This is a genomic window from Rhodococcus sp. MSC1_016, from assembly GCF_023667485.2.
Taxonomy (GTDB): Bacteria; Actinomycetota; Actinomycetes; order Mycobacteriales; family Mycobacteriaceae; genus Rhodococcus_F; species Rhodococcus_F oxybenzonivorans.
Genome location: NZ_JAMOZI020000001.1, coordinates 2,519,152 through 2,537,603, shown reverse-complemented (window position 1 = coordinate 2,537,603; position 18,452 = coordinate 2,519,152). Strand labels below are relative to the sequence as shown.

Below are 18,452 nucleotides of genomic sequence, written 5' to 3'. Positions count from 1 at the left end.
CCGACGGTAATCCAGGACACTGGACCGGTGAGCCTGGGATCGAAGAGGAACAGCCGACAGCATGTGGACGACGGGGCGGTACTCCTGCTGGGCGGGCGCAGCGAGATCGGTCTCGAGATCGCGACCCGGCTGGCGCCCGGCCGCACGATCGTCCTGGCGGCGCGCCGAAGCGGCGACCTCGCCGCCGAACGGCAAGCGTTGCTCGACGCCGGTGCGTCGGCCGTGGAGTGCGTGGAATTCGATGCCGACGACCTCGGCAGCCACGAGGGCCTCCTCCGGTCCGTCGTGACCGCGCACGGCCCGGTGTCGGTGGCGATCCTCGCGTTCGGCATTCTGGGCGATCAGGCGCGCGCCGAGCGGGACGCACGACACGCCGTGGCGGTGGTGCACACCGATTACGTCGCACAGATCAGTGTGCTGACTCATCTGGCCACCCTGCTCCGCGCCCAGGGGTCGGGACGCCTGGTGGTGTTCTCGTCCGTCGCCGGAGTGCGGGTACGGCGGGCCAACTACGTGTACGGGTCCGCGAAGGCCGGGCTCGACGGATTCGCCTCCGGACTCGGGGACGCCCTCCACGGCAGCGGGGTGTCCCTCATGCTGGTCCGGCCGGGTTTCGTCGTCGGACGGATGACGGAGGGGATGTCCGCGGCACCGATGTCGAGTACGCCCGGGCAGGTCGCGGACGCTGTGGTCCGCGGGCTGCGCCGAGGGTCGGCCCGGGTGTGGGTGCCGGGACGGCTGCGCCCGGTGTTCTTCGTTCTGCGGCTGCTGCCGCAGGCACTCTGGCGCCGGATGCCGCGATGAGTGATGTCGTCGTCGTGGTGGGTATCGGCGCGGACGGCTGGGACGGGCTGTCCCCGCGCGGGCAACGGGAGATCCGGGAAGCCGACGTGCTGATGGGCTCGAGCAGGCAACTCACGCTGATCCCCGAATCTCCTGCGCTGCGGGTTGCATGGCCGTCGCCGCTGGTGCCGGCGCTCGGTGGTCTGTTGGACGCTCATGCCGGCCGGAAGGTGTGCGTGCTGGCGAGCGGCGACCCGATGTTCCACGGCATCGGGGTGACACTGGTCGAGCTGCTGGGTCCGGAACGGGTGCGTGTCGTCAGCCATCCGTCTTCGGCGACGCTGGCCTGCGCCCGGTTGGGCTGGCCGGCGCACGACACTCCCGTGGTGAGCCTGGTGAACCGGCCGCCGGAGACTGTGTTGCCCGCCCTGCACGATCAGGCGCGCATTCTGGTGCTCAGCCGCGACGAACACACCCCGGCCGCGGTGGCCGCGCTGCTGCGAGGTCACGGGTTCGGCGACTCGCGCCTCACTGTGCTGGGGGAGCTGGGCGGGCCCGGGGAATCCCGGGTCGACGGGACGGCGTCGATGTGGAACCACGACGCCGGGGCCCGGCTGAACGTGATCGCCGTGGCGTGCCGCGCGAGCGCAGACGGCCCACGGCTGACCAGGCTTCCCGGCCTTGCCGATGCGGCGTACTCGGGTGACGGCCAGATGACCAAGCATGAGATCCGGGCACTGACGCTGTGCGCCCTGGCGCCCGCTCCGGGAGAGGTTCTCTGGGATGTGGGCGGCGGGTCGGGCACGATCGCGATCGAATGGATGCGCAGTCATCCCCGGTGCCGGGCCGTCGCGTTCGAGCGTGAGCGCGCGCGCGTCGCCCAGATCGAGGCGAACGCAACCGCACTCGGGGTGCCCGCCCTCGCCGTCCACGGTGCCGCGCCCGCGGCGTTCGGTGACGTACGGGAACAGGAGGGACGCGTGCCGGACGCCATTTTCGTCGGAGGCGGCCTCACCGAGGACGGTGTTCTCGACGGGTGCTGGTCCCGGCTCCGTGACGGCGGCCGATTGGTGGCCAACGCCGTGACGGCGGAATCGGAGGCGCTGCTGCTGCGGTGGTTCTCCGTGCACGGCGGGCAGCTTCGCAAATTCCAGGTGTATCGCGGCCAACCGCTCGGCGGATTCACCGCCTGGCGTCCACAATTGCCGGTCGCGCAATGGTCGGTGACGAAGCAGGCGAAAGGTGACTCAGCATGACGGTCTACTTCATCGGGGCCGGTCCGGGAGCGGCCGACCTCGTCACCGTGCGGGCGCAGCGCATCATCGCGGCCAGCCCGGTGTGCCTCTACGCGGGAAGTCTCGTTCCCCGAGAGTTGCTCGCCGAATGCCCTGACGACGCACGGGTGATCGACACCGCCCGCCTGAGTCTCGACGAAATCGTCGCCCTGCTGATCGAGGCCGACGCCGCCGGTCAGGATGTGGCGCGGCTGCATTCGGGGGATCCGTCGATCTTCAGTGCGGTCGCCGAGCAGGCGCGCAGGCTCGACGCCGCGGGCGTCGAGTACACCATGGTGCCCGGAGTTCCCGCGTTCACCGCTGCGGCAGCGTCGCTCGGGCGGGAACTGACGGTGCCCGGCGTGTCCCAGTCGATCGTGCTGACCCGGGTGTCCACGTTGTCCACCGCCATGCCGGAGGGAGAGGATCTGCGGTCGCTGGGTCGCAGTCGCGCCACCCTCGTGGTGCATCTCGGGGCGCACCGGATCGAGCAGATCGCCCTGGAACTGACCGAGAACTACGGTCGCGACTGCCCGGCCGCCGTCGTCGCCTTCGCATCCCGACCCGACGAGATCGTGTTGCGCGGCACCCTCGCGACTATCGCGGACCAGGTGAAAGCTGTCGGCGTCACGAAGACGGCTGTTGTGATCGTCGGCAAAGTCCTTGCTGCCGAGGGCTTCCCGGACAGCTACCTGTATTCGGCCGCCCGCGAGCGCACCACCCACTGACCGTGCGGCGGATATTGATCCTCGGAGGTACCGGGGAGGCGAGGTCGCTGGCAGCGGCGCTGGCGGATGATCCGTCGATCGACACCGTGTCCTCCCTCGCCGGCCGGGTTCGGGATCCGCGGATCCCCGCCGGCGACGTCCGGATCGGCGGATTCGGTGGAGAGGACGGCCTCGCGGACTGGTTGCGGGGCAACCCCGTCGACGCGATCGTCGATGCCACCCACCCGTTCGCCGCACGCATCACCGAGAACGCGGCCGAGGCGGCCCGGCGCTGCAGAATTCCCCTGGTCGTGCTGCGACGACCCCAGTGGTCACCCGTGCCGGGTGACGACTGGCGCCGCGTCCCGGACCTCTCCGCGGCGGCCGCACTCCTTCCCGGGCTCGGAACGCGCATCTTCCTCACGGTGGGACGGCAGGGTGTCGGGGCATTCGCCGACCTGGGTGCACTGTGGTTCCTCGTGCGCGCGATCGATCCACCGGACGTCGACCTTCCCGCGCGCTCGACTCTGCTTCTGGCCCGCGGGCCGTTCACCGTGCCGGCGGAAATCGACCTCATGCGGGAGCACCGCATCGACGTACTCGTCACCAAGAACAGCGGTGGTGAACAGACCGCCGCGAAACTGCATGCGGCTCGCGACCTCGGGCTTCCCGTGGTGATGATCGACCGCCCACCGTTACCCTCCGCCGCCGCGATCGTCGGCGACGTTGCGGGCGCACTCGACTGGATCCGCTCGGACCGGTAGGTCCCGGCACAGCGTCAACACGTGACGGCGGGCGCGTCCTCCGACAGGGGTTTGCCCGCCGGTTCGGTGTAGAACGCCAGCAGAACCAGTGGAACCTCACCCAGATTGGAACCGATGTGCACGTGGTCGCTGCCGAAGTTCTCGGTGATCGCCTGCCCGGCGGCGGTCACCACTGTGGTGCAGTCGTCCAGAGTTCTTGTGAGAACCCCTGATTCGACGAACGCGTAGACAGGACCGTCGTGGTAGTGCCACCCCGTGGTGCCGTCGGGTGCGATTTCGATGCGGCGCAGGGTGAGATCGGTGGCACCGGTCTCCGCGGAACCGGTCATGGCGGGCACGGTGGTTTCGAACAGGATCTGCGCCGTCACGCCCGACGACGGAGTGGCCTGCGCAGGGGAAGGAAGAAGCACTGCCAGGGCCACGCAGGACAACGCAGCCAGACTCGGTTTGACGGACATCGCCACCACCTCTCGGGGCACGGAAGTGCCCGAACACCCCAGCCTACGGTTGACCGGGTGACCCACGGGCGCGTTTCGGGAGCGGATACTTCGGGCCCATTTTCGCCTCCCGCTCCCATCACACCGGGTTACAGTCGGAACGGTTTTTCCTTCGTCAGCAGGGTGGGATCACGATGAACTTGGTGAAGAAGACAGTAGCGTCGGCTCTCGTTGCGGGAGCGTTGACCATGGGAGCGGGTACGGCGCACGCCGATCCGGTGGAGCCGAGCGGTATCGTGCCCGCTCAGGTTGTTCCCTTCCGGCACGAGGTCGACAAGCAGAAAGCCCTCGAGAACATGCTCAACGAGCTCGGCGTCGGCTGGGCCAACGGCGGAGCGGCGGGGACGGCGATCGGCGCCCTGATCGGTCTCGGGGTGGGGTGTGTGTCGATGTTCCCCGGTAGCCTCGCCGGTTGCATGATCGGGACCCCCATCGGTGCCATTACGGGCGCCATCGTGGGTATCGGTAACGGAAATCCCAGGGCGCAGCAGGCCATTCAGGAGTACATCACGACGCCGTAGCGGTGAGCGGTGGCCCGGACGGTGACCGTCCGGGTCACCCACGCTTGCGGAGAGCGTCGATGACGGGCGCGAATACCTCCATGTAGGGGTCGTGGACGGTGATGTACGAGAAGCCATACCGTTCGCGGTGCCGCGCGAGTTGTTCGGCATCTCGTCGACGGTTCCCAACAGCAGGTACGGCGTATCGAGCACGGCGTCGGCTGTCATGCTTCCGGTCATCCGTTCGGCGATGCGCCGCGCCGCGGATTCTCGGTCGTCTGTCTCGACGACCATCTGCACGAGCAGGTGCCATTCGATGCCGTCCGCCCGACTTCCGGCGTGCTTGCGCACGAATCGGATTCGTTCGTCGGTTTCTTCTGCTGTGGCGAGCCGGAACGTTCCCGGCGGCTTACCGGGAATCTGGAATGTGCCCGCCACCCCGACGGTGTCCGCGTGTGCCGCAGCGATGCGCAGCACACGATCACCGGTGCCGCCGATCAGCAGGGGCGGCCCCGACCCTTCGAAGCCCGACCGCTGAAGTGGTCGGGGTGCGTCCCGTTCTTCGGGGAGTTCGTCGAAATCGGTGGTGAAGAACGTGTGCAGGTTCTCGACCGTGGCCGCCAACTGTTCGACCCGCCCACCGAACGGTTTCCACTCGATGTCGGCGGCGTCGAACTCCCACTTCATGTGCCCCGCGCCGAGACCGATCTCGAGCCGGCCGTCGGTGAGGACGTCGGTGGTCGCGATCTCCCGCGCGAGGAGGGCCGCGTTCCAGAACGGCGCATTGAGCACCAGGGTGCCGACCCGCTGCGGGGTGGCGTCGGCGATGGCCACCAGCAGCGGAAACGGTGCCGGTGCGCCGAGATGGTCGGCGGCGAGCACGACGTCGTAGCCCAGTTCCGCGCTGCGGCGACAGCGATCGATCAGCGCGTCGCGGGAACCGACATCGAGGATGTTGAAGGAGAACCGGAAATCGCGCATGACCACCACGATGCCTGATCGGCGGGGGAGTGCGCAGGAAATCCGGGACCGCTGTCGTGAAGCGATGGTAACGATAGCTCTGCGGTGAACGACCTAACGGCACAGAACTGTCGTGTCCCCGCCACGTGAAGGAGCTTTCGTGCAGAAGAAGTCCGTTCGGCGAACCGCAGCACTCGTCGGCCTCCTGGCCGCACCCCTCGTTCTCGGATCCACCGTCGGGGCAGGCACGGCCGGGGCCGACCCCTGGCATGTCGGCCCCGTCTACCGCGCCGAGACGTCCGGTGAAGGTGGCGAGTACTTCTGCAACAAGGCAGCAGCGCTCGAGAAGACCACCGGTTACATCATCATCCCCTGCACCTTCGATTCCGCGGCGGACGTGTGGTATCGGGTGGTGTTCAACCCGGTCAACTGGGCTTTCGACATCTGACCCGTGACGAGACGGGTCGGCACACCTGACGAAGCGGCAGCTTTGTGTGCCGGGCACACTCCACTTCGGCGAGTGTGCCCGGGTGCCGGTCTCGAGCAGACTGTCGAGCATGGCAGAGCGTAGAGCGACATGAGTATCGACATGGTCCGGACCTCGTCGGTCGATATCCTGATGGCCCGCAGCTGGTTTCTGGTTCCCGCAGTCGATTCCGAAACACTCACCGCCGCAGCACAGTCCGGAACCGACTGCCTCGTCGTCGACCTGGAGGACGGGCTGCCTTCGGCCGCAAAGGGCGACGGACGTGCCTGCGTTGCCGGATGGCTCGACAGTCAGCGCGGCTGGGTACGTCTCAATGACGCGACCACCGACCACTGGCAGCGTGACCTGGAGTCGATCCAGGGGTCGAAGGGCCTGCAGGGGGTGATGTTGTCGAAAACGGATTCGCCCGAACAGGTTCGTGCCACCGCCGCGGCACTTCCCGGTGTGCCGGTGGTTGCCCTGATCGAATCGGCCGCCGCGGTGGTGGCCGCCGACGAGATCGCCCGCACTGCGCCGGTGGTGCGGCTGGCATTCGGGATCGGCGACTACTGCCGCGACATCGGCGCGGGCCGCAGCCCGATGGCGCTCGCGTACGCGCGATCACGGCTGGTCAACGCCAGTCGTGCCGCGGGTATCGGTGCGCCCGTCGACGGGCCGACACTCGTGCTCGACGCCGAGGTGACGCGGTCCGATGCCCGGCTTGCTCTCGACATGGGTGTGACGGGCAAGCTGACCTTGTCGAGCGAGCAGGTCCCGGTGATCAATTCGGCCTTGGCCCCGGATGCGGACGAGGTGGTCTGGGCCGAGACGATCATCGACCGTCTCGGCGCCGACGGCAGTCGCGCCACCCATGGCGGTCACCGACCTCAGCTCGCCCGTGCCCATGACATCTTGCGGCGATCCGCGCACTTCACGGGGCGTCGAGTGCTCCGATGACCGCGGTGGTGGTCTCGGCAATGGCGTCGCTGTTCGGTTGAGCTGCTTCTTGATTGGTCGAACTGTCGGTCAGGATGACGAGCACGAGGGGGTTGCCCTCCCGATCCCACACCACGCCGGCGTCGTTGGCGGTTCCGAATCGTCCGGTTCCGGTCTTGTCGGCGGCGGACCACCCCGGCGGCAACCCTGCCCGGATACGCGTGTCGGAGGTGGTGCTGGCGCGTAGCCAGTCGAGCAACTGCCGTCGGTGGGTGGGCTCGAGCTCGTCGCCGAGGAGCAGTGCCCGGTAGCCCTCGGCGAGGCCGTCTGTCGTGGACGTGTCGCGGGGATCGCCGCGGAGGGCGGTGTTCAGTTCGGTCTCCCAGCGGTCGAGTCGGGTGGTGTCGTCACCGATGCTGCGAGCGAGTGCGGTGATGGCCTGCGGACCCCCGATTTCCGTCAACAGTAGGTTTCCGGCGGTGTTGTCGCTGCGAGTGAGGGCCGCTTCGGCGAGCTCCGCCAGCGTCATCGAGGTGCCCACTGCCGCCGCGGTGACCGGTGAATTCTCCACCAGAGCAGAGGCTTCGACGGGAACCGCCTTGTCGAGTGACGAGGTGCCTTCACTCGTGCGGCGGAGAACCTCTGCGGCGGCGTACGTCTTGAACGTCGAGCACAGGGCGAACCTTTCGGCGCCGCGATGCCGGTACACGGCCCCGGTGGTGGGATCGACTGCCGTGACACCGATGCGGGTCGAGTGTCGCGCCTCCAGCTCAGCGATGCGTGAGTCGAGGAAAGCTGCCTGCGCCGACGAGACCGCCGACGCGACGGCCGGTGCCGACGTGGCGGGTGGAACGGATTCCGCGGCGTCCGTGCAGGCGCCGAGCAGCAGAGGCAGTGCGAGCGCGAGGGTGTAGACGTGGCGAGGAAATCGTGGTCGGGTCATGGACACAATCTCGGGCTGATGGGGCGCGAACGCAAAGACGCGAACGCCGCCCCGCCGAGTCGTCTTCGATATCACCGCAGCGTGGCACCCGTCCGCACAGGACCATTTTGGTGGACGCACGCGGCCGCGTTGTTCGCCGCTGGTTCAATGGTGGGCATGGATCTTCTCCGCCATCTCAGTTTCTTTGTCGCCGTTGCGGAAGAGGGTCACTTCGGAAACGCCGCAACCCGGCTGGGGATGACACAGCCGCCGCTGTCGCAGGGAGTTCGGCGGCTCGAACAGCGACTCGGCACCGAACTCGTTTCCCGCAGCGCGCGCGGTGTCGGGCTGACGGAGGCGGGACGGCACCTGTTGCCGCGGGCGCGGCTGCTCGTCAACGATGCCGCCCGGTTCGAGGACGAGGCGCGCCGCCTCGCCGGCGGAAGCGACGCGGTGGTGCGATGGGGTGTGACGCCCGCGCTGGGCGACGATGTCGTGGTGCGGTGTGTTCGTGCCCTCCGCGACGCGGACCGAGCCCACCGGACGAGGGTGGTGACGCGAACCGCGGCAACGACCGACTTGGTGGAAGAGGTCCGCAGCGGCAGTCTCGACGTGGCGGTGATCGAACATCCCGCGCTGCTCACCGGGCTCGGCAGTGGGCCTGTCCTGAAGATCCGGCGCTGGGTGGTGGTTCCGGACGATCACCCCGCAGCGACCGCCCGACAGCCGCAGGTCCGAATGTTGCGGGGGTTGACGCTGTCGACCGGCCCACGCTCGGACAACCCACCGGCGCACGATCTGTTCGTCGACCTGTGGCGGGCCCGCGGCCTCGACCCGGACGTCGTCGTCGCGCCGGGACCACGGGAGGTGCTCGCCCACGTGGCGGCCGGTGGCTGTTTCGGGGTGACCACGACTTCGCCGACGGACATGCCGGGGGTGGCCTGGCTCGACCTGGTCCGCCACGACCTGGCCTTGCGCGTGCGCATCGTCTGGCGGTCGGGCAGCGACGTCTCCGTCTCCGCAGGCGCACTCGACCGGGTGCTGTTCAAGGGCGGGCGATGACTTCGCCGCCCGAGAAACGGATCCGTGACGTCTTCGCCGACGCCGGGTGCATCGGCTGGCTCCACGCACGCCGGGTCGGCCCGACCGATGACGGCGTTCCGGCCGTCTCCGTCGACGGTGACGACCTGGTCGTCACCGCGTCGGTGTACAAACTGCCGCTGCTGGTCGCCCTCTGCCGCGCCTTCGACGCGGGCACTCTGTCGCCGACGTCGACGGTGCGTGTCAACCCGGCGGACTGCACGCCGGGGCCGACCGGGGTGTCGATGTTCCGCGATCCCGTGGTGATGAGCTGGCGGGATCTCGCGCTGTCGATGATGACCGTCTCCGACAACGCCGCGGCTGATCTCGTTCTCGGCGGAGTCGGTCTCGACGCCGTCGACAAGGTGCTCACCGACCTGTGTCTGACGCGGACCCGCATCGTGGGCGGGACAGCGGACGCGCATCGGAAACTGGTGATCGACTCCCACGCGCACACCACTGCGGAAGCGTTCGCCGCGCTCGCCGACAACGACGATGCGTGGACGGTGTCGGCCTACGACCCGTCGTACGCGAGTGCCACCACCCCGCAAGAGATGACGGCGCTGCTCGACGCGATCTGGACGGACCGGGCGGTGTCGCCGGTGCAGGGCGAGTTCATCCGGCAGGTGATGGCCGCGCAGGTGTGGCAACACCGAATCCGCTCGGGATTTCCCTATGCCGACGTCACGGTGGCAGGGAAGACCGGCACCATCGGGGCGATCCGCAACGAGGCGGCCGTGGTCACCTTCCCGGGCGAGATCCCGGTGGCCGTGGCCGTGTTCACCCGGGCCGCGCGGGCGGATCCCCTTCTGCCCGTGGTGGATCAGGCGATCGGCCGCGCCGCCCAGATCGCGGTGTCCGAACTTCGGTCCGGACGCATCGAGTGAGACCCGGTGTCGATGTGCTGCGTCCGCTCAGCCGGGGTAGCGGCGGGGGGTGAAGACCCGGGTGCCGTGTTCGTTCTCGACGACGGTGGTCATCGAGGAGCCGACGATCAGCAGGCACCGCATGTCGATCTCGGCGGGGTCGAGATCGGCGAGGCGGACCACCCGCACCGATTCCTGCACGCCGGCCACATCGCGTCCGATGATCACGGGGGTGTCGGGGGAGCGGTGCTCGAGCACGAGGTCGCGCATCGCGGCCACCTGCCAGGTCCGTGACTTCGACGCCGGGTTGTAGACGGCGAACGCCATGTCGGCGCTCGCGACCGCGGAAATACGTTGCGCCACGATGTCCCACGGCTTCAGCCGGTCCGACAGGGACAGGACGGCGTAGTCGTGGCCGAGGGGAGCACCGACACGGCTCGCCACCGCGTTGGCGGCGGTCATGCCGGGGAGCACGCGGACGGGAACGTCACGCCACTGGTCCTCGGCAGCCACCTCGAGCACGGCCGCGGCCATGGCGAACACCCCCGGGTCACCGGAGGACACCACGGCCACCCGGGCACCGTTCTTGGCCAGGTCGAGCGCCATCGCCGCGCGTTCGGCTTCGACGCGGTTGTCGCTGGCATGCCGGCGTTGACCGGGCCGTTCGGGCACCCTGTCGATGTACGGACCGTAGCCGACGACATCGGTGGCGAGGGACAATTCGTACTGCACTTCGGGGGTGGTCCAGGCCTGATCGCCGGGACCCAGCCCGACGACGACGAGTTCGCCGGTGGGTGCCGTGGTGTCCCCGCGGCTGTTGGACGGGCTCGGGATCACGGCGATCGAGAAGTAGGGCACGTCGCTGTCCGACACCTCGTCCGCGGAGGCGATCCGTTCCCGGTCGGTGCTGGCCCGCTCGACATACCAGGCCTCGTCGATGCGGCCGGAATCTTTCAGCGCCTGGCGGACCGCCGGATAGGTGCGCCCGAGCTTGAGGATCGCGGCGGCGTCGGTCTCGCGGAGGCGCCGGGTCAGTTCCGCCTGCGGCAACGTTCCGGGCAGGACGGTGAGCACTTCCTCACCTTCGACCAGCGGCATGGCCACGGCGGCCGAGGCGGCGCTCACGGCAGTGACACCGGGAATCACCTCGGCCTCGAACCGCTGCGCCAACCTTTTGTGCATGTGCATGTACGAGCTGTAGAACAGCGGATCACCCGCGGCGAGCAGCGCGACCGAACGACCGGCCTCGAGATGCGCGGCGAGCCGCCCCGACGCGTCCTCGTAGAACTCGTCCATCGCCCCCTGATAGCCGCCGGGGTGATCGATCGTCTCGGTGGTGACGGGGTAGACGAGGTGCTCCTCGATCTGGTCCTCACGCATGTACGGGGCCGCGACACCGCGGGAGATACTCTTGCCGTGCCGGGCGCTGTGGAACGCCACCACGTCGGCCTCGGCGATGACCCGCGCCGCCTTGACCGTCATCAGTTCGGGATCGCCCGGACCGATCCCGACTCCCCACAGTTTGCCGTGCGCACTCGTCTCGGCGCTCATTCCACTTCACTCGCAATCGCGTTCAGGGCGGCCGCCGTGATGGCACTGCCACCCCGCCTGCCGCGCACCACCAGGTAGTCGAGGCCGCTGGGATGCTCGATCAGTGCCTCCTTCGATTCGGCCGCGCCGATGAAACCGACTGGACCACCGATCACGGCAGCGGGACGCGGCGCGCCCGACTCGATCATGTGGAGCAGGTAGAAGAGGGCGGTGGGGGCGTTCCCGATCGCGACGACGGCACCCTCGAGTTTGCTGCCCCACAACTCCAGCGCGGCGGCCGACCGGGTGTTCCCGATCTGCGCGGCCAAGACGGGGACCCGGGGGTCGCGGAGCGTGCACACCACTTCGTTGTCCGCGGGTAGCCGCTTGCGGGTGACGCCGGCCGCCACCATCTGCGCATCGCAGAAGATCGGGGCGCCGTTCGCGAGGGCCTCCCGCGCGGCCTTGACGACACCGGGGGTGAATGCGACGTCGTCCACCAGATCGACCTGGCCGCTCGCGTGGATCATGCGGACCACGGCCTGCGAGACGTCCGCGGGGAAGGCGCTGAGATCTGCTTCGGCGCGAATCGTGGCGAAGGACTGGCGGTAGATCTCCGCGCCGTCTCGGATGTACTCGATCATGGCCTCACGATAGAGGCAGTGCTGTCAGCGGTGGTCCACCCGGTAACCGGTTGCGGTCGCAACGACATCGGTCACCTCACCCTTGGGGCGCCCGCAACAGCGGTCGCAACCCGACCAGTGTTGCCTCCCGGCGACGGGGAGCTCGCCACCGAGAACGGCGTCGCGGGCGTCTGTGCGCACGTCGGCGAGCGCCTTGTCGCAGCCCGGCCTGCCCGTGCAGGCAGTGACGTTCAACCAGGGGGAATCCTCATCGAAGATCAGGCCCATCGGTGCAAGGACGCGGACCACCTGCTCGGCGGACCACTCGTCGAGATCGCACAGCAGCACCGACCTCCACGGGGTGACGATCACCGGTTTCTCCACCGCGGCCAGGAACTCCGCCATCCTCGAGTCGAGGACCCCGAACGCGAGGCCGGCGCCGAGCGTGACGGTGCCGTCCGGCTGATCCAGCCACCCGATCGGGGGCCGGTGCTCGGCGAACCCGGTCACCGGTTCCGCGGTGGGCGCAAGGGCAAGGGCGGTAAGGGTCCGTTCGACGCCGTCGTCGATCTCGGACAGCCGCCACTGCCCGTCACGTAGGCCGAGGAAGGTGCGGGCCGCGTCGAGCAGCACGTGCACCGACTGGGTCGCGGAAATCCGGGCCCCGCTGTCGCGGCCGGCCAGCACCAACGCCACCTCGGTCTCGCTCACCGCGTGTATCCCGAAATCGCCGCCGAGCGCGGACATGTCACCGCGGCCGTCGTCGAGGGTGAAGAGGACGCGGCCGGGGAGGTCGGCCAGCGCGGTGTCGGCGCACAAACTCCGGTCGAGTTCGTCGACCACGTCCCGCAGGTCGGCGACGCCACCGATGCGACCTGTCAACGGCGAGGCGAGAATGTTGCGTACCCGTTCGTGGGTGTGCGAGGGCAGCAGGCCGGTGTCCGCGAGCCGCCTCGCGAACTCCGGGGGATCGCCGACGGCGCGAAGCTGCACGTTGCCGCGGGAGGTCAGTTCGATCTCCCCGTTCCCGAGGTCGCGGGCCGACTCCGCGAGCACCTGCAGCTGCGCGGGCGTGAGAACACCACCGGGCAGCCGCACGCGGGCGAGCGGACCGTCGGCGGCCGGATGGACCTGCAGCGCCCCCGGGCAGGCGTCGGGGCGGGAACGTGGGGCGACCATGGTCCCAGGTTACGTCGGCCGCCCGGTAGCATCACGGGCACTTGCGGCAGCAGGAGAGGAAGCCGGTGCAATTCCGGTGCGGTCGCGCCACTGTGAGCTCGCCGAACCCGGTGGGCGAGCCAGACCCTCACCTGCCGTCCGGTTGACCCACGGTTCCGAAGCCGACCCGGTTTTCGGCAACCACCGCCACGGGGCGCGACACCCCAGGAAGGCTCCACCTGTGATCCTGCTGCTCTCCACCTCCGACACCGACCTGCTCAGCGCACGTGCCAGCAAGGCGGACTACCGCTGGGCCAACCCGGCACGCTTGCTGGTCGAGGAGGACCTGCCGGGACTGCTCGCGGGCGTAGACCTCGTCGTGGTCCGGATTCTCGGTGGCCGCCGGGCGTGGGAGGACGGGCTCGACGCGGTGCTGGCCAGTGGCCTGCCGGTGGTTGTCCTGGGCGGTGAGCACGCCCCCGACGCCGAGTTGATGGAGTGCTCGACGGTGACCGCCGGTGTCGCTGCGGAGGCGCACAACTATCTGGCCGAGGGCGGAGCCGACAATCTCGCCCAACTGCACCACTTCCTGTCCGACACGGTCCTGCTCACCGGTCACGGTTTCGAGGCGCCGGTGCATCTGCCGAGCTGGGGTCTGGCACCGTTCGCCGTCGAGGCCGAACCGCAGCGCCCCACCATCGCCTTGCTCTATTACCGAGCCCAGCACCTGGCCGGGAACACCCGCTACATCGAGGCGCTGTGCGCCGCGATCGATGCGGCCGGGGGCAACCCGCTGCCGATCTACTGCGCGTCGCTGCGCACCGCGGAGCCCGAGTTGCTGCAGACGCTGCGCCGAGCCGACGCCATGGTGGTGACCGTGCTCGCCGCAGGCGGCACCAAGCCTGCCGGTGCGTCCGCCGGCGGCGACGACGAGGCGTGGGATGTCGCCGCGCTCGCCGCGCTGGATGTGCCGATCCTGCAGGGGCTGTGCCTGACGAGCAGCCGGGAGTCGTGGGAGTCCAACGACGACGGACTCTCCCCGCTCGACGTCGCCACCCAGGTCGCGGTGCCCGAGTTCGACGGGCGCCTCATCACGGTGCCGTTCTCGTTCAAGGAGATCGACGCGGACGGGCTGTCCACGTATGTGCCCGACGCCGAACGGGCATCCCGGGTGGCGGGCATCGCCGTCCGGCACGCCCGCCTGCGCCATATTCCGGCGTCCGAACGTCGCATCGCCCTGATGCTGTCGGCGTATCCCACCAAGCACGCGCGGATCGGCAACGCGGTCGGTCTCGACACCCCCGCGAGCGCGATCCGCCTGCTCACCGACATGCGGGCGGCCGGGTACGACCTCGGCCCGGACGACGGACCGGACGCGGTGCCCGGTCTCGCCGCGCAGGACGGGGACGCGCTCATCCACGCCCTGATCGCCGCGGGCGGCCAGGACCCCGACTGGTTGACGGCCGAGCAGCTAGAGGGCAATCCGATCCGCATTTCCGCCGCCCGCTACCGGGAATGGTTCTCGGCGCTGCCGGCGGAGCTGCGCGACGGGGTGGAGGAACACTGGGGCCCGGCACCGGGCGAATTGTACGTCGACCGCTCCCAGGACCCCGACGGTGAAATCGTCATCGCCGCAATGCAGTTCGGCAACCTGGTGCTCATGGTGCAGCCGCCCCGCGGTTTCGGGGAGAAGCCGGTGGCCATCTACCACGACCCCGACCTGCCGCCGAGCCACCACTACCTCGCCGCCTACCGCTGGATCGCCGCGCAGACCACGGACGGTGGTTTCGGCGCCGACGCGGTGGTGCACCTCGGCAAGCACGGCAACCTCGAATGGCTGCCCGGTAAGACCCTCGGCATGTCGGCGTCGTGCGGCACCGACGCCGCCCTCGGCGACCTCCCGCTCATCTACCCGTTCCTCGTCAATGATCCCGGCGAGGGCACACAGGCAAAACGGCGTGCGCACGCCACCCTGGTCGATCACCTGATTCCGCCGATGGCCCGCGCCGAGAGCTACGGTGACATCTCCCGGCTCGAGCAGCTCCTGGACGAGCACTCCAACATCTCCGCCCTGGACCCGTCGAAGCTGCCGGCCATCCGCCAGCAGATCTGGACGCTGATGCGGGCCGCCAAGATGGACCACGACCTCGGGCTCGAGGAACGACCCGACGAAGACGTGTTCGACGACATGCTGCTGCACGTCGACGGCTGGCTGTGTGAGATCAAGGACGTCCAGATCCGGGACGGGCTGCACGTGCTGGGGCAGGCGCCCCGCGGCGATGCCGAGGCGGAGTTGATTCTCGCCATGCTCCGTGCCCGGCAGATGTGGGGCGGCGAGCAGAATGTTCCCGGGTTGCGGGAGGCACTCGGACTCAGCGAGGACGGCGACGAATCGCGCACCCGCGTGGACGATGTCGAGGCCCAGGCCCACGCGCTCGTGCGGGGCATGGCCGACGCCGATTGGCGGCCCGAAGCAGCCGACTCGCTGACCGAGGACGCCACGGTTGCGAAGATCCTTCGTTTCGCCGCGACCGAGGTGGTGCCCCGACTCCGGGAAACCGACAACGAGATCGCGCAGGTTCTGCACGCCCTGGACGGTGGATTCATCGCCGCCGGGCCGAGCGGTTCACCGCTGCGCGGGCTCATCAACGTGCTTCCGACGGGCCGCAACTTCTACTCCGTCGACCCGAAGGCCGTGCCGTCGCGGCTGGCCTGGGAAACCGGGCAGGCGATGGCCGAATCGCTTCTCGAGCGGTACCGAGCCGACCACGGGGACTGGCCGCGGTCGGTGGGGCTGTCGGTGTGGGGCACCTCCGCGATGCGTACCTCCGGCGACGACATCGCCGAGGTGTTCGCGCTGCTCGGTGTGCGGCCGGTGTGGGACGAGGCCAGCCGCCGGGTGGTGAGCCTCGAGGTGATCGACCTCGCGGAGCTGGGCCGCCCGCGCATCGACGTGACCGTGCGGATCAGCGGCTTCTTCCGTGACGCGTTCCCACATGTGCTGGCCCTGCTCGACGACGCGGTCCGGCTCGTCGCCGCGCTGGACGAACCGGCGGAGAGCAACTTCGTGCGCGCGCACGCGCAGGCCGATCTGGCGGACCACGGTGACGAGCGGCGCGCGACCACCCGCATCTTCGGGTCGAAGCCCGGAACCTACGGCGCCGGACTGCTGCAGCTGATCGACTCCAAGAGCTGGCGCGGCGACGCCGATCTCGCCGAGGTGTACACCACCTGGGGCGGTTTCGCCTACGGACGCGGACTCGACGGCGCCCCCGCCGCCGACGACATGCGTGCCGCGTACCGGCGAATCACCGTGGCCGCCAAGAACACCGACACCCGCGAGCACGACATCGCCGACGCCGACGACTATTTCCAGTATCACGGTGGCATGGTCGCGACGGTGCGCGCGCTCACCGGGACGTCACCGGAGGCGTACATCGGTGACAGCACCCGACCCGACTCGGTGCGTACCCGCACCTTGTCGGAGGAGACGTCCCGCGTCTTCCGCGCCCGGGTGGTCAACCCGCGCTGGCTCGAGGCGATGCGCCGGCACGGGTACAAGGGGGCGTTCGAGATGGCCGCCACCGTCGACTACCTGTTCGGGTACGACGCCACCACCAACGTCGTCGCCGACTGGATGTACGAGAAGCTGGCCGAGTCGTACGTTCTGGACGAGCAGAACCGCAAGTTCATGGAGAAGTCGAACCCGTGGGCGCTGCACGGAATCGCCGAGCGGTTGCTCGAGGCCGCGGAGCGGGAGATGTGGGAACACCCCGAGAAGGACACGCTCGATGGGCTCCGTCAGGTGTACCTCGACACCGAGGGTGAACTCGAGGGCGACTGAGACGGCGTTCCCGCGGACTAGCATGGCCGGGTGACCACAGAATTCGATCGGGTGTCGGCCGCCAAGTATGTTCTGCTCACCACGTTTCGCAAGGACGGCTCCCCGGTGGCGACGCCACTGTGGGCGGCCCCCGACGGGGACCGGCTACTGATGTGGACGGTCACCGACTCCTACAAGGTGAAACGAATCCGCCGCAATCCGGAGGTCACGGTGGCGGTGTGCGATGCCCGGGGAAAGCCGAAGGGACCGGAGGTCCCGGGGCGGGCGGTGGTCCTCGACGCCGCGGGCACCGATCACGCGCGCGACGTCATCGCACGCAAGTACGGGATTATCGGGTGGATCTCGATGAAGCTCAGCCTGCTTCGGCGCGGTAGGACGGGCACCATCGGACTCGCCGTCACCGCGGACGACCGGTAGCGGCCACCCGCGCCGACGCGAGACCGTCGGCGAGCAGCGTGATGTCCGCGGGGTCGGGAAGCAGGACATCGACGTACCAGGGGAGTGCACGCACCGTGTCCTCGGACGACTGTGCTCCGAGGAGACCACCGACCAGGGCGGCGACGGTGTCGGTGTCGCCGCCGAGCCCGATGGCCTGCTCGAGGGCCTGTCGGAGTGTGCGCGCGGAAGCCGCGCAGAACAGCACTGCCGCGAGGGTGTCGTACGGATCGAGTGACACGCCGGCCGCATCGGCCGCCCACTGATCATCGGCGACCGCGGCGATCAGTTGCTCGATGCGGCGATCCGCGCCGCACAGGTGGACCGCGGCGGCCGCTTCCTCACGGGCGACCTCCAGTAGTTCCCGCCCGGTTGCGCCGTCGAGCGCCCATGCTGCGCAGGCCGACATCACCACGGCCGCGCCCTGGGCGTTCGGCGACGGGTGCGTGATGCGGGACAGCGCGCGGGTGAGGGCTCGGCGACGGTCGGGGTCGTCGACCGGGACGAACCACCCCACCGGCAGCGCTCTCATCACCGCACCGTTCGTGTTTCCTCCTGCCTCGGGTGGGCGGCCGTGGTCGCGGTAGTGCTGGATCGCTGCGTGTGTCGAGGGGCCGATACCGGGAACGCGGTCGGCGCGCTCGCTCAACAACCGCAGGAAGTGCTCCGCCGGATCGGCGTGTGCCGCGGTGATCAGGGCTTCGGCCACCAGGAGGGTGAGCGCTGTGTCGTCCGACGTCGAGCCGCGCGGCCAGCCCGGGCGCACCGGCAACGCCACCGCCGCCGAAAGGTCGATCTCCGCAGCCGGCGCGCCCTCGCAGGGAACGCCGAGAGCGTCACCGCAGGCATAAGCGCACAGTGCCGCGCCGATCCGGTGCCGGTAGATGTCCACGGTGACGGCGTCGCTGTCCATCCGGCCTCCCTCCGCCCGCGCGGGCCCGTGTGTGAGGGCAACCTACAACAGCTTTGTCCCGGTTTACAGGGCAGCCGGCGACGACGCGCCCGGTGGGAGGGTGGGGATGCGGCCACCCAGGTGTTCGATTTACCCACTTCGGGGTGGTGGTCACCGATCCCGTTGCGCGCGACGATCGACCCTGTGCGCCGTGT

At 69.3% G+C, this 18,452-nt stretch carries 17 protein-coding genes, 1 pseudogene and 1 riboswitch; of the genes and pseudogenes, 11 read left to right on the top strand and 7 right to left on the bottom strand.

All coding sequences use genetic code 11. The features are described from left to right. Nucleotides 1–27 precede the first annotated feature (27 nt). From L1080_RS11690 to L1080_RS11675, 4 genes are read left to right on the top strand one after another with little or no spacing between them, the layout of a single operon-like run. Complete coding sequence (locus L1080_RS11690; RefSeq protein WP_250768463.1) at nucleotides 28–804, top strand: SDR family NAD(P)-dependent oxidoreductase; 777 nt, start codon at nucleotides 28–30, stop codon at nucleotides 802–804. Continuing rightward, nucleotides 801–2,039, top strand: coding sequence for a precorrin-6y C5,15-methyltransferase (decarboxylating) subunit CbiE (gene cbiE / locus L1080_RS11685; RefSeq protein WP_250768461.1), 1,239 nt, complete (start codon nucleotides 801–803; stop codon nucleotides 2,037–2,039). Before L1080_RS11690 ends, cbiE begins: the two co-directional genes overlap by 4 nt. After that, nucleotides 2,036–2,785: a precorrin-4 C(11)-methyltransferase gene (gene cobM, locus L1080_RS11680; RefSeq protein ID WP_250768459.1), complete on the top strand. Its 750-nt coding sequence runs from the start codon at nucleotides 2,036–2,038 to the stop codon at nucleotides 2,783–2,785. Before cbiE ends, cobM begins: the two co-directional genes overlap by 4 nt. A 2-nt stretch (nucleotides 2,786–2,787) precedes the next feature. Continuing rightward, entirely contained in the window at nucleotides 2,788–3,528 is a 741-nt protein-coding gene (locus tag L1080_RS11675; protein ID WP_250768457.1) for a cobalt-precorrin-6A reductase, read from the top strand. 14 nt (nucleotides 3,529–3,542) lie between these two features. Here the strand turns inward: L1080_RS11675 and L1080_RS11670 are convergent, their stop codons facing one another. Continuing rightward, the gene (locus tag L1080_RS11670) at nucleotides 3,543–3,986 is read right to left on the bottom strand and encodes a cupin domain-containing protein (protein WP_250768454.1); all 444 of its coding nucleotides are present in this window, start codon (nucleotides 3,984–3,986) and stop codon (nucleotides 3,543–3,545) included. A gap of 182 nt (nucleotides 3,987–4,168) precedes the next feature. Here L1080_RS11670 and L1080_RS11665 point away from each other — a divergent pair, with 182 nt between their 5' ends. After that, nucleotides 4,169–4,546, top strand: a complete 378-nt coding sequence (locus tag L1080_RS11665) for a hypothetical protein (protein WP_250768451.1) — start codon at nucleotides 4,169–4,171, stop codon at nucleotides 4,544–4,546. A 34-nt stretch (nucleotides 4,547–4,580) separates the two neighbouring features. On the opposite strand, the pseudogene L1080_RS11660 reads toward L1080_RS11665, so the two are convergent. Then, nucleotides 4,581–5,506, bottom strand: a pseudogene (locus L1080_RS11660) (LLM class F420-dependent oxidoreductase). A 139-nt stretch (nucleotides 5,507–5,645) separates the two neighbouring features. On the opposite strand from L1080_RS11660, the gene L1080_RS11655 reads away from it, so the two are divergent. Together L1080_RS11655 and L1080_RS11650 are read left to right on the top strand one after the other, a co-directional pair. Then, complete coding sequence (locus L1080_RS11655) at nucleotides 5,646–5,933, top strand: hypothetical protein (protein ID WP_159922067.1); 288 nt, start codon at nucleotides 5,646–5,648, stop codon at nucleotides 5,931–5,933. A gap of 129 nt (nucleotides 5,934–6,062) precedes the next feature. Next, on the top strand, nucleotides 6,063–6,908 hold the full coding sequence (locus tag L1080_RS11650) for an HpcH/HpaI aldolase/citrate lyase family protein (protein WP_250768448.1): 846 nt from the start codon (nucleotides 6,063–6,065) through the stop codon (nucleotides 6,906–6,908). Here L1080_RS11650 and bla read toward each other — a convergent pair. Next, nucleotides 6,883–7,830 carry a class A beta-lactamase gene (bla, locus tag L1080_RS11645; RefSeq protein WP_250768445.1) on the bottom strand — a complete coding sequence of 316 codons (948 nt, stop codon included), beginning with the start codon at nucleotides 7,828–7,830 and terminating at the stop codon, nucleotides 6,883–6,885. The genes L1080_RS11650 and bla overlap by 26 nt on opposite strands. Before the next feature lie 147 nt (nucleotides 7,831–7,977). On the opposite strand from bla, the gene L1080_RS11640 reads away from it, so the two are divergent. Continuing rightward, nucleotides 7,978–8,871, top strand: coding sequence for a LysR family transcriptional regulator (locus L1080_RS11640; protein WP_250768623.1), 894 nt, complete (start codon nucleotides 7,978–7,980; stop codon nucleotides 8,869–8,871). Beyond that, the gene (locus L1080_RS11635) at nucleotides 8,868–9,776 is read left to right on the top strand and encodes a serine hydrolase (RefSeq protein WP_250768443.1); all 909 of its coding nucleotides are present in this window, start codon (nucleotides 8,868–8,870) and stop codon (nucleotides 9,774–9,776) included. Before L1080_RS11640 ends, L1080_RS11635 begins: the two co-directional genes overlap by 4 nt. Nucleotides 9,777–9,803: 27 nt before the next feature. Here L1080_RS11635 and L1080_RS11630 read toward each other — a convergent pair whose 3' ends face one another. The 3 genes from L1080_RS11630 to cobG are packed head-to-tail and all read right to left on the bottom strand — an operon-like array spanning nucleotide 9,804 to nucleotide 13,087. Next, nucleotides 9,804–11,306 (bottom strand): precorrin-2 C(20)-methyltransferase, encoded by a 1,503-nt coding sequence (locus L1080_RS11630; RefSeq protein WP_250768440.1) that lies wholly within the window; start codon nucleotides 11,304–11,306, stop codon nucleotides 9,804–9,806. Continuing rightward, nucleotides 11,303–11,929, bottom strand: a complete 627-nt coding sequence (locus L1080_RS11625; RefSeq protein ID WP_159922079.1) for a precorrin-8X methylmutase — start codon at nucleotides 11,927–11,929, stop codon at nucleotides 11,303–11,305. The genes L1080_RS11630 and L1080_RS11625 overlap by 4 nt, the downstream gene beginning before the upstream one ends. A gap of 24 nt (nucleotides 11,930–11,953) precedes the next feature. Continuing rightward, entirely contained in the window at nucleotides 11,954–13,087 is a 1,134-nt protein-coding gene (gene cobG, locus L1080_RS11620) for a precorrin-3B synthase (RefSeq protein ID WP_250768437.1), read from the bottom strand. 6 nt (nucleotides 13,088–13,093) lie between these two features. Next, a riboswitch (cobalamin riboswitch) is annotated at nucleotides 13,094–13,236 on the top strand. 71 nt (nucleotides 13,237–13,307) lie between these two features. Here cobG and cobN point away from each other — a divergent pair. Further along, nucleotides 13,308–16,910, top strand: a complete 3,603-nt coding sequence (gene cobN / locus L1080_RS11615; RefSeq protein ID WP_250768435.1) for a cobaltochelatase subunit CobN — start codon at nucleotides 13,308–13,310, stop codon at nucleotides 16,908–16,910. Nucleotides 16,911–16,940: 30 nt separating this feature from the next. Next, nucleotides 16,941–17,327 carry a PPOX class F420-dependent oxidoreductase gene (locus L1080_RS11610; RefSeq protein ID WP_250768432.1) on the top strand — a complete coding sequence of 129 codons (387 nt, stop codon included), beginning with the start codon at nucleotides 16,941–16,943 and terminating at the stop codon, nucleotides 17,325–17,327. Here L1080_RS11610 and L1080_RS11605 read toward each other — a convergent pair. Next, complete coding sequence (locus tag L1080_RS11605; protein ID WP_250768429.1) at nucleotides 17,308–18,258, bottom strand: ADP-ribosylglycohydrolase family protein; 951 nt, start codon at nucleotides 18,256–18,258, stop codon at nucleotides 17,308–17,310. The two genes, L1080_RS11610 and L1080_RS11605, sit on opposite strands and share 20 nt — an antisense overlap. Between the last annotated feature and the right edge of the window lie 194 nt (nucleotides 18,259–18,452).

Coding starts and splice junctions, on each gene's coding strand:
- L1080_RS11605 (WP_250768429.1), bottom strand. CDS start 18,258: ATGGACAGCGACGCCGTCACCGTGGACATCTACCGGCACCGGATCGGC.
- cobG (WP_250768437.1), bottom strand. CDS start 13,087: ATGGTCGCCCCACGTTCCCGCCCCGACGCCTGCCCGGGGGCGCTGCAG.
- L1080_RS11670 (WP_250768454.1), bottom strand. CDS start 3,986: ATGTCCGTCAAACCGAGTCTGGCTGCGTTGTCCTGCGTGGCCCTGGCA.
- cobM (WP_250768459.1), top strand. CDS start 2,036: ATGACGGTCTACTTCATCGGGGCCGGTCCGGGAGCGGCCGACCTCGTC.
- L1080_RS11640 (WP_250768623.1), top strand. CDS start 7,978: ATGGTGGGCATGGATCTTCTCCGCCATCTCAGTTTCTTTGTCGCCGTT.
- L1080_RS11650 (WP_250768448.1), top strand. CDS start 6,063: ATGAGTATCGACATGGTCCGGACCTCGTCGGTCGATATCCTGATGGCC.
- L1080_RS11630 (WP_250768440.1), bottom strand. CDS start 11,306: ATGAGCGCCGAGACGAGTGCGCACGGCAAACTGTGGGGAGTCGGGATC.
- L1080_RS11635 (WP_250768443.1), top strand. CDS start 8,868: ATGACTTCGCCGCCCGAGAAACGGATCCGTGACGTCTTCGCCGACGCC.
- L1080_RS11625 (WP_159922079.1), bottom strand. CDS start 11,929: ATGATCGAGTACATCCGAGACGGCGCGGAGATCTACCGCCAGTCCTTC.
- cbiE (WP_250768461.1), top strand. CDS start 801: ATGAGTGATGTCGTCGTCGTGGTGGGTATCGGCGCGGACGGCTGGGAC.
- bla (WP_250768445.1), bottom strand. CDS start 7,830: ATGACCCGACCACGATTTCCTCGCCACGTCTACACCCTCGCGCTCGCA.